This window comes from Rodentibacter sp. JRC1, assembly GCF_020521555.1.
Lineage (GTDB): Bacteria > Pseudomonadota > Gammaproteobacteria > Enterobacterales > Pasteurellaceae > Rodentibacter > Rodentibacter abscessus.
Genome location: NZ_BPWA01000001.1, coordinates 712,066 through 724,692 on the forward strand (window position 1 = coordinate 712,066; position 12,627 = coordinate 724,692).

The window sequence follows — 12,627 nt, forward strand, 5'->3', positions numbered from 1 at the left end:
TTTAATCTTTATTAAACAAAAAACAATCAAAATTACACCGCTTTAAAAAATATTTTCAAAGCGGTGTTGTAAGTATCACATCAAATTAAGGTATAAAGTTAAGTATCGCTCCGCAACGTTACGCCAAGTAAAATCTTGATTCATTGCGTTTATGCGTACCGTTGACCAAACTTTTGGCTTTTGCCATAAAGAAAAGGCCTGTTGAATCGCTAAACGTAAATCTTGAGCTTCCGCTCGTTGAAAAACAAAGCCTGTTGCCGACCGCACTTTTATCGTTTCGGATGTACTATCAATGACGGTATCCGCCAATCCGCCGGTTTTACGTACAAGCGGTAACGTGCCATATTGTAAGCCGTAGAGTTGAGTTAAACCGCAAGGTTCAAAACGACTCGGTACTAGAATCACATCACCGCCTGCGATCATTAAATGCGAAAGGGCTTCGTCATAACCGATTTTTACCGCAACGTTTTGCGGATAACTTTCCGCAAGCCGACGAATTCCTTCTTCCAAATTCGGCGATCCGGCACCGAGAATCATTAACTGTCCGCCTTGTTTTACGATTTCATCAGCACTTTCAATTAATAAATCCACCCCTTTTTGCTCGGTAAGACGGGTTATCATCACAAAAGTTAAAGCACAAGCATCTTGAGGTAAATTGAAATAAGCTTGTAGTTCCGCTTTATTTTTCTTTTTACCTGTCATCGATTTTTGTTTGTAATGATGTTTAATATAATCATCACAATCCGGGTGCCAGATTTTCTCATCGACACCATTTAAAATTCCTATCAATTTTCCCTGCTCATACAATCCATAGAGCAAACCTTGAAGCCCATAAGCAAATGCTTCCGTAGTAATTTCTTGTGCATAAGTCGGACTTACCGCCGTCACCATATCGGAATAATATAACCCGGCTTTGAGATAAGAAATTTGTCCGAATAATTCCAATCCATTAACGTGAAACATTCCTTCCGGCAAGCCGATTTCATACAAATGACGATGATTGAATTGCCCTTGGTAAGCTAAGTTATGAATAGTGAAAACGGATTTTGCCGGTTTACCTTTGTTAAACAAATAAGCGGCAGCAAGCCCTGCGTGCCAATCGTGGGCGTGGACAATTTCAGCACGCCACCAAGCATCAAGCCCTGTCGAGAGTTCTGCGCCCACCCAACCTAATAAGGCAAAACGCTTATAATTATCGGCATAATCTTGATAATTCGCATCGTGATAAGGATTGCCCTCACGTGCGTACAAATGCGGCGCATCAATCAAATAAACGCCCACCCCCTTATATTCACCGTAACGTAATACAATGTGTCCGACGAAATTATCAAATTCTGCGACAATATGGGTTTTACTAATTCCGTTAGAAATCGCAGGATAAGCCGGTAACAGAATGCGGACATCCATTCCAATCGCTTTTTGAGCAAAAGGCAATGCCCCAATCACATCGGCAAGTCCTCCGGTTTTTAATAACGGATAAAGTTCCGAACAAACGTGTAACACTTTCATTTATTTCATCATTTCCTTATTGATTTTTAAAACACAGGGATTGGTAAATTCACGCACGCTAATATTTGTCGGTTGAAAAATCTTTTCAAAATTCATACACAATCGCTCAAGGCGATTGTTATGTCTAACGACACCGTTGGCGAAGCCAACGTTCAAAATCTAAAGATTTTTTGACCGCACTTTACGTGCGTGAATAAAGGTTTTTAAGCCTATTAATCCAAATGTTCTTCAAATTTGACTTCTTCCCCTTCCAGTTTTTTCAACATTTTCGGCGTAACAAGAATGACTTTGCCTGTTGAACTGATACGGAAGCGTTTTCTATCTTCTTCAATGTTCACACCAATCTGCATTCCATCAGGAATAACACAATGGCGATCAATAATACAGTTTCTTAACACGCAATCTTTACCAATCACCACTTCCGGTAATACCACACAGCGATCCACTTTAGAAAATGCGTCAATTTTAATACGGTCGAACAAAACGGAATTACTAATCGAAGCATCAGTAATCACACATCCACCACCGATAAGCGAGTTATCTACCGGATGAATATTAGAATGTTTATAGAAGAATTTAGACGGATAGGCTTGAATCGGATTACCGCGAATCGGCCAATTTTGATCGTAAATATCAAGCTGCGGTTCTTCAGAAACCAAGTCAATATTGGATTGCCAAAAACTGTCAAGGGTTCCTACATCACGCCAGTAGATTTCACCTTCCGTATTGCGTCCCATACAAGAACGGCTAAACGGATGTGCATAAAGGGCTTCTTCTTCTAAGCATTTCGGTAACACATCTTTACCGAAATCATGACTGGTTTGAGGGGTATTTACTTCGCGCTCAAGCATACTATAAAGATAATCCGCATTAAACACGTAAATTCCCATTGAAGCGAGGGATACATCAGGCTTGCCGACCATTGCCGGCGGATCTTTCGGTTTTTCCACGAATGCTTTCACTTTTAGGTTTTCATTCACAGCCATTACACCAAATTCGTGAGCTTCACTACGAGGAACTTCAATACAGCCTACCGTACATTTTGCGCCGCTGGTTACGTGATCCATCAACATTACGCTGTAATCTTGTTTGTAAATATGATCTCCCGCCAAAATTAAAATGTATTTCGGGCAATAGTGATCTCGGATGATCGCCATATTCTGATACACCGCATCCGCAGTACCGCGATACCAAGTGGAGTCGTCAATTTGTTGACGGGCAGGTAGCATATCCACAAATTCCCCTCTCTCTTGCGGTAAGAATGACCAACCGGTTTGCAAATGACGCAATAAAGAATGAGCCGCATATTGAGTAACCACACCGATACGATTTAAGCCGGAATTGATACAGTTGGAAAGGGCAAAATCGATAATACGGCGGTTTCCGCCAAAATAAAGTGCAGGTTTGGCACGTTTATCCGTTAATTCGTGAAGACGTGAACCGCGTCCCCCTGCCAGAATAAGAACCAAGGTATCTTTCAAAAGGGCATATTTGTTAGGACTTTTCATCATAAGCTCCGTTTGTGTTTAATCATCCAACATACAACAAACCAAACGCCATACCGCTTACAACGACTTCCTGTGGCCGAATGAACCTTAAGTTTGCTGTTCCTACAAAGGCTTTCCATCGTCTGACAGCATCACTAGGCAATATGAAAGTCTGAGATTCTTTTTTCGCATTAATTAGCAGAAGCCATTTTTCATCTAATAAAATTTGCAATGCTTTGGCTTCAAAATTATGCCAATCCTCTTGCCGCATCGTTTTCCCTTGTGTATTCAACCAAGCGACATTTTCATTAGACCACCAAACATCTTTTTGCAAACTTTGAATGTATTTACGTGCCTGAATTGTTTGTTTGGTCAGATCAAATAATTCTTGATTAAAATCAGCCCATTTCAGCCAAGTAATCTCGTTGTCTTGGCAATAGGCATTATTATTACCGTACTGAGTATTGCCGAACTCATCGCCGGCCAATAACATTGGTGTACCGTTGGCAAGCAATAAACTCATCAGTAAACCGCTTTGTGCAAAAGTGCGGTCATTTTCAACCGCACTTTTTTGCGGTTCCGGTAGGGTTTCCGTTGCTCCCTCTATACCGTGGTTATAACTGTAATTTTCATTACGTCCGTCTCGATTTTGCTCACCGTTCGCTTCATTATGTTTTTCGTTATAGCTCACCAAATCCTTGAGCGTAAAACCATCGTGGGCGGTGATAAAATTAAGAGTACAATGCGGCAAACGGTTATTTTTCTTGAATAGATCGCTTGATCCGGCAAAGCGCTCTGCAAATGCCCCCAACTCGCCGCTTTTCCATAACCAAAAACGACAAAGATCATCACGAAAGCGATCATTCCATTCGGCAAAATAGTTTGGAAAATTTCCCAACTGATAACCGCAATGCCCAATATCCCAAGGTTCAGAAATCAATTTTACACGTTGTAAACTTGGCTCGTTGGCAATATCGGCGAAGAGTTGAGCTTGTCCGTTAAAGTCCGGTTTATCACGTCCGAGTACCGTCGCCAAATCGAAACGAAAACCGTCTACGTGGCATTGTTCCACCCAATAACGTAAGCAATCCACCACCCATTTTCGCCCCACATCAGAGGAAAGATTCAGCATATTGCCACAGCCGGTGTCGTTGATGTAACGAGCGTTATCATTGCGCCAGTAGTAGGTTTTATCATCAATCCCACGCTGACAAAAAGTTGGAAAATGTTGCTCTGATTCCGCCGAATGGTTAAACACCACATCCAAAATCACTTCAATGCCTGATTGATGAAGAGTTTTTACCATTGCTTTAAATTCAGTAAGCGGATTGTCTGTAGCGGCATATTTGGGCTCAATGGCAAACATTGCAAGCGGGTTATATCCCCAATAGTTGTGCAAGTTACGTTCTTGCAAGTGCGGCTCATCAAGGAAAAAATTCACCGGCAACAATTCCACCGCAGTTACGCCTAATTCTTTTAAATAAGCAAGATTAACGGGATGAGCCAAACCCGCATAAGTACCACGCAATGCAGGCGGGATTTTTTCGTTCAGTCGGCTAAATCCCTTCACATGCAACTCATAAACAATCGTTTGCGCCCAAGGCGTATTTAACGTGACATCATCATGCCAATCAAAATCTTCCGAGATAATGACCGCTCTTGGGGCGAGATGGGCGTTATCACGATCATCACTCAGCAAAAACCATGCCCTATTTTCTTTGGTGCTTAAATCCGGTTTACCGCTGATCGCCTTTGCATAAGGATCGAGCATTAATTTCTGCGGATTCGCAAATTCTCCGTGAATGCGAAAACCATACTCCGTACCGAGCTGCACACCGGTTACCGCCAAATGCCATATATTTTCCGACCGAACCATTTTTTCTGAACAAACCATGGGAAAACGGGTTTCAATGCCATTATCAAATAAACAAAGCTCAACGTTATTTGCCGCTTCGGAAAATAAGGCGAAATTGGTAATTTGCTCACCATTTTCAATTTGTTGTGAATAGCCATAAGGCGTTGGCATACCTTGGTTATGGATCCTAAACATAATTGTCTCTTTGTTTTTTCCTTTCCGACTTAAAAAGGGCTAATCCGCCGATTATTCCGCTTTCAATTTCAAATAAACTGTTGCCAACGGAGGAATGGAAACTAAAATTGAGTTCTCTTTTCCTTGGCTTCCAATAGGTTCACTTCGCACTCCGCCAAAATTACCAATGTTAGCACCTTGATAATACATCGAATCGGTATTCAAAATTTCTTCATATTCCCCCTCCGCATTCACACCGATACGATAATCGTGGCGAGGTACAGGAGTAAAGTTACTAATAACGATAATACGTTCACAACGATCGTTTTCATTCAAGCAACTTCTACGTTCAAAGGCGAAAACGGAATTTTCCGTATCATCTACAACCAACCAATCAAACCCTTCCGGTGAATTGTCAAGCTCAAAGAGCGGTCGATTTTGGCGATAAATTCGATTAAGATCTTTCACCAATTTCAGCACCCCTTTGTGCCAACCACCACCAATGTTTTCATCAAGCAAAAACCAATCAAGGCTTTCTTTGTAATTCCACTCCCTGCCTTGTGCAAACTCATTGCCCATAAAGAGTAATTTTTTACCCGGATAACCCCACATATAGCCATAATAAGCCCGCAAATTGGCAAATTTTTGCCACGTATCGCCCGGCATTTTATCAAGCAACGAGCCCTTTCCATGTACCACTTCATCATGAGAAAGCGGTAAAACGAAGTTTTCGCTGTATTGATACATCATTCCGAAAGTCATTTTGTTGTGATGATATTGGCGGTAAATCGGATCAAGTTTCATATAATCGAGAGTATCGTTCATCCAGCCCATATTCCACTTGAAATTAAAGCCTAAACCGCCTTTTTCCGTAGGATGTGTAACACCTGCAAAGGAAGTGGATTCTTCCGCAATAGAAATCGCACCGGGCATTTCATTTTGGATTTTCCAATTGGTATGTTTCAAAAACTCAATAGCTTCAAGATTTTCACGTCCACCATATTGATTCGGAATCCATCCACCTTCGGCACGGCTGTAATCCCGATAGAGCATTGACGCCACCGCATCAACACGAACACCATCAACACCAAAACGTTCTAGCCAATAAAGAGCGCTACTGGAAAGGAAATTGCGCACTTCGTGACGACCATAGTTGTAAATCAGCGTATTCCAGTCTTGATGATACCCTTCGCGCGGATCAGCATATTCATATAATGCGGTGCCATCAAAAGCAGAAAGCCCATGGGTATCACTTGGGAAATGTCCCGGAACCCAGTCTAAAATCACATTAATCCCTGCTTCGTGCGCCCGTTTCACCAATCTGCGGAAACTTTCAGGAGAACCGAAACGGCTGGTAGGTGAATAAAGTCCTAAGGTTTGATAGCCCCACGAACCATCATAAGGAAATTCGGAAATCGGCAAAAATTCAATATGCGTAAAGCCCATTTCTTTCACATAAGGGAGCAATTCATCGGCGATTTGATCATAATTAAGCCAGTAATTGTTTTCCAAATTACGCCGCCAAGAGCCTAAGTGCACTTCATAAATAGAAATCGGTTGATTAGATTGATTCGCCTTACGGCGGGCCTCCGTCATTTCCACCACATTCGGTAACGCACTGATTTCCGATGCGGTATCAGGGCGAAGTTGAGAGCTAAAGGCATAAGGATCGGCTTTCAGACGTAAATTGCCGTAATAATCGATCAATTCAAACTTATAAAGCTGTCCAAGACGTGCTTTCGGTAAGAATAATTCCCATACGCCGGTTTGCGGATGAAATCGCATTGGGTGGCGACGTCCGTCCCAATAGTTGAAATCCCCTACAATGGAAACCCGTTTCGCATTTGGCGCCCACAAGCGGAAATTCACACCGCTCACACCGTCACATTCCATAAAATGCGCACCCAACACTTCATAAGGACGAAGCATTGAACCCTCCGAGAGGAACCATTGGTCTAATTCATTAATCATTAAATGAAAACGATATGGATCTTCAATAATCTGTGCTTCACGACCCCAAAATACTTGTAATTGATAAGCAAAAAATTGGTGGCAATTCGGGACAACACCGGCGAAGAAACCTCGATCGTCTAAACACTCGAGTTCTACAAGGGAATCACCGGATTCTTTATCAATCACAAAAACATGATTGGCATCAGGTAACAAGGTGCGAACTTCAATGCCGTTTTCTGTTTCATGCATTCCCAATGTTGCAAAGGGATCATTATTTTCTGCATTAAAGAAGCTATCAATGATTGATTGTGTAAGTACGGTTGTCATAAGTTAATCCTTACGCGTTGCGGGCTCATTAATCATCGAAAAGAAGTGTTGCGGCTCGTATGGTGAAAAGAAATTCAAGTTGCCATACATTGCTTATATTTTCTCAATAGAAATATTTTTTCGTAAAAATAGTTCAAAAGAGACTGAATTCATTCTAGTCCCGCTCGGAATAAAAACAATGACTTTTATTTAAATTAGTGATCTCTGTCAAAATTTATTTATTCCTCCCTCTAGTCTTTTCCATATTTCTGATTTAGAATTCCGCAATTTTGTTTTTCATCACTCATATTCATTCACAAGCCGTCTTAAGGGGACACATCATGAAACTTGTTGAAGTCAAACATCCGCTCGTTAAACATAAATTGGGTGTAATGCGCGAAGCAGAAATCGATACTAAAAAATTCCGTGAGCTGGCAACAGAAATCGGTAGCTTATTAACCTATGAAGCGACTGCCGATTTAGAAACTGAAAAAGTCATTATCGATGGCTGGAACGGTCCGGTTGAAGTTGATCGTATTAAAGGTAAAAAAGTCACCGTCGTACCGATTTTACGTGCCGGTCTTGGAATGATGGACGGTGTATTAGAACACGTTCCAAGCGCACGCATCAGTGTTGTCGGCATCTATCGTAATGAAGAAACTCTTGAGCCGGTTCCTTATTTCCAAAAATTAGCCAGTGATTTAGACGAACGTCTTGCCATCGTGGTTGACCCAATGTTGGCAACCGGCGGGTCGATGATCGCAACCCTTGATTTATTAAAAGCAAAAGGCTGCAATCATATTAAAGTATTGGTACTAGTGGCTGCACCGGAAGGTATTAAGGCGTTAGAAGCCGCTCATCCTGATATTGAACTTTATTGCGCTTCTATTGATGATCACTTAAATGAACAGGGCTACATTATCCCGGGCTTAGGCGATGCCGGCGATAAAATTTTCGGAACGAAATAAAATTTTCCAAAATATAAAGGCGGCTTTTAAGCCGTCTTTTTACGGGCGGAAGATTTTATTCACCATAGATTTACAAAATCTTCATTATTATGTAGCAGTTGCACGAATATTGTTAAATAACGATCTTGTAGCTACTGTTACTACATAATACCGAAAATCTTTGTAAAATCGACCGCACTTTAAAGTTAATTCAAACAGAGAGTTGAAACTAAATGACCCATCAAAATCAAACCGCATCCGCTCAACCGGAAAAAATGCAAAGTATTGCCAAACAATCTTTTGTCGGCTTACAAATGTTATTCGTTGCCTTTGGCGCACTTGTACTTGTACCGCTAATCACAGGATTGGACTCAAATACCGCGCTTCTTACAGCCGGTATCGGCACACTGTTATTCCAGCTATGTACCGGTAAACAAGTACCGATTTTCCTCGCCTCCTCTTTCGCCTTTATTGCTCCGATTCAATACGGCGTACAAACTTGGGGGATTCCAACCACTATGGGAGGGCTTGCCTGTGCCGGTTTGGTTTACTTCGCCCTTTCCGCCTTGGTTAAACTTCGTGGTAGCCAAGCACTTGAACGGATTTTTCCTCCGGTTGTCGTAGGGCCCGTCATCATCATTATCGGTATGGGACTTGCACCGGTTGCCGTCAATATGGCACTAGGTAAAGACAGTGCCTATGCCTACAATGATGCCGTACTGGTTTCTATGGTAACGCTCTCCGTTACACTGGCTATCGCCGTATTTGCCAAAGGTTTAATGAAATTAATCCCGATTATGTTCGGTATTACGGCAGGTTATATTCTTTGCTTATTCCTTGGACTTATCAATTTCCAACCCGTCATTGACGCCCCTTGGTTTGAACTGCCAAAGCTAACAAAACCGGAATTTAACCTTGAAGCTATTCTTTATATGCTACCGATTGCCATTGCGCCTGCCGTAGAACACGTGGGCGGCATTATGGCGATTAGCTCCGTCACAGGAAAAGACTTTCTAAAAAAACCGGGTTTACATCGCACCTTATTAGGCGATGGCGTTGCAACCGCTGCCGCCTCGTTAGTCGGCGGCCCGCCAAATACCACTTATGCGGAGGTTACCGGTGCGGTTATGCTTACACGCAACTTTAATCCGAACATTATGACTTGGGCGGCAATATGGGCAATTGCGATCTCTTTCTGCGGAAAAGTAGGCGCATTTCTTTCCACCATTCCGACTATCGTAATGGGTGGCATTATGATGCTGGTATTCGGTTCTATCGCCGTCGTAGGAATGAGCACCCTAATCAAAGGTAAAGTGGATGTAACCGAACCACGCAATCTCTGTATTATTTCAGTGGTGATGACCTTTGGTATCGGCAATATGTTTGTGAATGTGGGTGATGCCGTATCATTAAAAGGTATTAGCCTTTGCGCTATCGTAGCAATCGTATTGAACCTAATTTTGCCAAAAGCCAAAAATGAAGTAGAATAACCGCAACTTTAAGGCAGTATTATGTAGTATTTGCACAAATCATTGTAGGGTGTGGTTAGACAAAGCCGTAACGCACCAATTAACAAGGCTTAATGATGAAATGGTGCGTTACGCAAAGCTCAACGCTCCCTACAAAAAAATATCGGATATAACATCATTCTCTTTGTACAACTGATACATAATATCGTTTTAAGAGCTAAAAATAGCCTTTTTCTTCTCTAAATTAATTCGCGTTATATCGTTTTGAACCAGCAGTTACCTTTGCCTATTCATCAAATTGATGAGCACACATTTGAGAATTTTTATGCCGACAACAATTTGTTGTTGCTGGATTCGCTACGCAAAAATACGCAGCAGATTCAACAGCCCTTCTTCTATATTTGGGGAGGGAAAGGATGTGGCAAAAGCCATTTGCTGCGGGCTTTCAACAATCAATATTTAACCGAACAACGTGCCGCCATTTATGTTCCATTGGCAAAATCCCGCTATTTTTCCCCTGCCGTATTGGAAAATCTGGAACAGCAAGAACTCGTCTGTTTGGACGATCTCCATACCGTAATGGGTGATCCCGAATGGGAAATGGCGGTTTTTGATTTATTCAATCGGATCAAAGCCGAGGGCAAAACATTACTCTTAATCAGTGCGGACGTTTCGCCTTCCGCCCTCAAAGTAAAACTGCCCGATTTAGCTTCTCGGCTAAAATGGGGAGAGATTTATCAACTCGCCCCTTTAACCGATAAGCAAAAATTAGAGGTGCTGCAAAAAAATGCCCGCCAACGCGGTATTGAATTACCCGGTGAAACGGCACAATTCTTACTAAAACGTTTGGATCGCGACACTCATACCTTATTACAAACTCTTGAAAAGCTTGATAAAGCCTCACTGCAAGCACAACGTAACCTCACGATTCCCTTTGTGAAAGAAACATTGGGGCTATAAAAAAACAAAAAGTGCGGTTAATTTTCGGTATTATGCAGCACTTTTATCTTTTAAAATTTATCGTTTTGCTTTCTTAATAAACTTCATCAAACGTTTACGTTTACGCAGCTGATTTGGTGTAAGTTTGTTTTTGCGTCCGGCAAATGGATTTGCTCCTTCTTGGAAAATCAAACGAATCGGTGAACCGATAATTTTTAAACTCTTACGATAATAGTTGGACAAATAACGTTTATAGGAATCCGGCAATTTTTCCATTTGGTTACCGTGCACCACAATAATAGGCGGATTATAACCGCCCGGATGGGCGTATTTTAATTTAATACGGCGACCACCTATCATCGGCGGTTGATGTTCATCCGTTGCCATTTGCAGGATACGGGTAAGTATGGATGTTGTCATTTTTTGCGTAGCACAGGCATAAGCCTCTTTAATGGAATCAAATAAATTCCCCACACCGCTGCCGTGTAAAGCGGAAATAAAATGCACACGAGCAAAATCAATAAAATCCAAACGGCGATCAAGCTCCGATTTCACACGATCTTTCACATCTTGATCAAGCCCATCCCATTTATTCACCACGATAACAAGAGAACGTCCCGCATTTAAAATAAAGCCGAGTAAAGATAAATCTTGGTCTGAAATATTTTCCCGCGCATCAATGGTGAGCAATACCACATTCGCATCTTGAATCGCCTGCAAGGTTTTGATCACCGAAAATTTTTCCACCGCAAGGTGTACTTTTCCACGCTTACGCACACCGGCCGTGTCAATCAAAGTATAATGTTGACCATCGCGCTCCATCGGAATGTAAATACTATCACGCGTCGTTCCCGGCATATCGTAAACCACCACACGATCTTCGCCTAAAATACGATTTGTTAATGTTGATTTTCCTACATTCGGGCGACCGACAATGGCAATTTTGATATTTTTATCTTGCTCTTCTTGGTTTTCATCTTCAAGTGCTTCATCGAGCAATGCCGAGTCTTCTTCCGAATCAAAATCAAATTCTTGTTCCCATTCATCTTGTTCTTCATCGGAAGTGCGGTCGATTTCTTCGGTGTTTTCCTTTTCCAATTGTTCTGCGAATGGTGCCAACACGTATTCCATTAATTGGGTTACACCTCTGCCTTGTGAAGCGGCGATTTGTGCTATCTCCCCTAAACCCAATTGATAAAATTCGGCACAGTGAGAGTCCGCATCAATACCGTCTGTTTTATTCGCCACCACTACGGTAGTTTTGTTCTGACGTTGACGTAAATAATTTGCAATGCCAATATCCGCCGAGGTTAAACCCGCACGGGCATCAACAAGGAAAAGCACAATATCGGCTTCTTCAATGGCAAGCAAAGATTGCTCCGCCATTTTTTCCTCCACGCCTTCTTCCGTGCCGTCAATACCACCGGTATCAATAACAATAAACTCATATCCTGCGATATGCGCCTGACCATATTTGCGATCGCGCGTTAATCCGGGAAAATCTGCCACTAAAGCATCACGGGTTCGAGTTAAACGATTAAATAATGTGGATTTTCCCACATTTGGGCGCCCCACGAGGGCTACAACAGGAGTTGCCATAAAAAATCTCTTATCTTATCAAAATTGGCGTCATTATAACGGAAGTTAGCCTATTGGCAAAAAAACGATTTGAAAATAGCGGATATAAAAAAAGCACCTTTTAGGCGCTATTTTTATTCTTGAAAGAATTGGCGGAATGGACGGGACTCGAACCCGCGACCCCCTGCGTGACAGGCAGGTATTCTAACCAGCTGAACTACCACTCCGCACTTTATATTTTGGTTATTGCTTTCGCAAAAAACACAAACAAGGAGGAATCTACTAAAGATTGGCGGAATGGACGGGACTCGAACCCGCGACCCCCTGCGTGACAGGCAGGTATTCTAACCAGCTGAACTACCACTCCGCTAAGTGGTGCGTATCATAATGATCAGCCGTTATCTCGTCAA

The 12,627-nt window shown here is 42.1% G+C and carries 8 protein-coding genes and 2 tRNA genes; 3 read left to right on the forward strand and 7 right to left on the reverse strand.

Features of this window, described 5'->3' with window-relative positions; translation table 11 throughout:
- Positions 1 to 75: 75 nt before the first annotated feature.
- The 4 genes from glgA to glgB form a co-directional block, all read right to left on the reverse strand.
- A complete protein-coding gene (glgA, locus tag HEMROJRC1_RS03160; RefSeq protein ID WP_226691589.1) occupies positions 76 to 1,509 on the reverse strand; it encodes a glycogen synthase GlgA in 1,434 nt (477 codons plus the stop codon).
- A gap of 212 nt (positions 1,510 to 1,721) precedes the next feature.
- The gene (glgC, locus tag HEMROJRC1_RS03165) at positions 1,722 to 3,017 is read right to left on the reverse strand and encodes a glucose-1-phosphate adenylyltransferase (protein ID WP_226692919.1); all 1,296 of its coding nucleotides are present in this window, start codon (positions 3,015 to 3,017) and stop codon (positions 1,722 to 1,724) included.
- 22 nt (positions 3,018 to 3,039) lie between these two features.
- Positions 3,040 to 5,046, reverse strand: a complete 2,007-nt coding sequence (gene glgX, locus HEMROJRC1_RS03170) for a glycogen debranching protein GlgX (RefSeq protein WP_226691590.1) — start codon at positions 5,044 to 5,046, stop codon at positions 3,040 to 3,042.
- Positions 5,047 to 5,097: 51 nt separating this feature from the next.
- Positions 5,098 to 7,305, reverse strand: a complete 2,208-nt coding sequence (glgB, locus tag HEMROJRC1_RS03175) for a 1,4-alpha-glucan branching protein GlgB (protein ID WP_226691591.1) — start codon at positions 7,303 to 7,305, stop codon at positions 5,098 to 5,100.
- A 320-nt stretch (positions 7,306 to 7,625) separates the two neighbouring features.
- On the opposite strand from glgB, the gene upp reads away from it, so the two are divergent.
- The 3 genes from upp to hda all read left to right on the forward strand — a co-directional run bounded on the left by upp (position 7,626) and on the right by hda (position 10,660).
- Entirely contained in the window at positions 7,626 to 8,252 is a 627-nt protein-coding gene (upp, locus tag HEMROJRC1_RS03180) for a uracil phosphoribosyltransferase (protein WP_226691592.1), read from the forward strand.
- 212 nt (positions 8,253 to 8,464) lie between these two features.
- On the forward strand, positions 8,465 to 9,721 hold the full coding sequence (locus tag HEMROJRC1_RS03185; RefSeq protein WP_226691593.1) for an NCS2 family protein: 1,257 nt from the start codon (positions 8,465 to 8,467) through the stop codon (positions 9,719 to 9,721).
- 243 nt (positions 9,722 to 9,964) lie between these two features.
- Positions 9,965 to 10,660: a DnaA inactivator Hda gene (gene hda, locus HEMROJRC1_RS03190; RefSeq protein WP_226691594.1), complete on the forward strand. Its 696-nt coding sequence runs from the start codon at positions 9,965 to 9,967 to the stop codon at positions 10,658 to 10,660.
- Between the two features lie 57 nt (positions 10,661 to 10,717).
- Here the strand turns inward: hda and der are convergent, their stop codons facing one another.
- The 3 genes from der to HEMROJRC1_RS03205 all read right to left on the reverse strand — a co-directional run bounded on the left by der (position 10,718) and on the right by HEMROJRC1_RS03205 (position 12,584).
- Positions 10,718 to 12,238: a ribosome biogenesis GTPase Der gene (gene der, locus HEMROJRC1_RS03195; RefSeq protein WP_226691595.1), complete on the reverse strand. Its 1,521-nt coding sequence runs from the start codon at positions 12,236 to 12,238 to the stop codon at positions 10,718 to 10,720.
- Between the two features lie 129 nt (positions 12,239 to 12,367).
- Positions 12,368 to 12,444 (reverse strand) — tRNA-Asp (locus tag HEMROJRC1_RS03200).
- 63 nt (positions 12,445 to 12,507) lie between these two features.
- Positions 12,508 to 12,584, reverse strand: a tRNA-Asp gene (locus tag HEMROJRC1_RS03205).
- Positions 12,585 to 12,627: the final 43 nt, after the last annotated feature.

Bases quoted from the DNA above. Each gene is read 5' to 3' on its own strand.
- glgA (WP_226691589.1), bottom strand. From the start codon at position 1,509: ATGAAAGTGTTACACGTTTGTTCGGAACTTTATCCGTTATTAAAAACC.
- glgC (WP_226692919.1), bottom strand. From the start codon at position 3,017: ATGAAAAGTCCTAACAAATATGCCCTTTTGAAAGATACCTTGGTTCTT.
- glgX (WP_226691590.1), bottom strand. From the start codon at position 5,046: ATGTTTAGGATCCATAACCAAGGTATGCCAACGCCTTATGGCTATTCA.
- glgB (WP_226691591.1), bottom strand. From the start codon at position 7,305: ATGACAACCGTACTTACACAATCAATCATTGATAGCTTCTTTAATGCA.
- upp (WP_226691592.1), top strand. From the start codon at position 7,626: ATGAAACTTGTTGAAGTCAAACATCCGCTCGTTAAACATAAATTGGGT.
- HEMROJRC1_RS03185 (WP_226691593.1), top strand. From the start codon at position 8,465: ATGACCCATCAAAATCAAACCGCATCCGCTCAACCGGAAAAAATGCAA.
- der (WP_226691595.1), bottom strand. From the start codon at position 12,238: ATGGCAACTCCTGTTGTAGCCCTCGTGGGGCGCCCAAATGTGGGAAAA.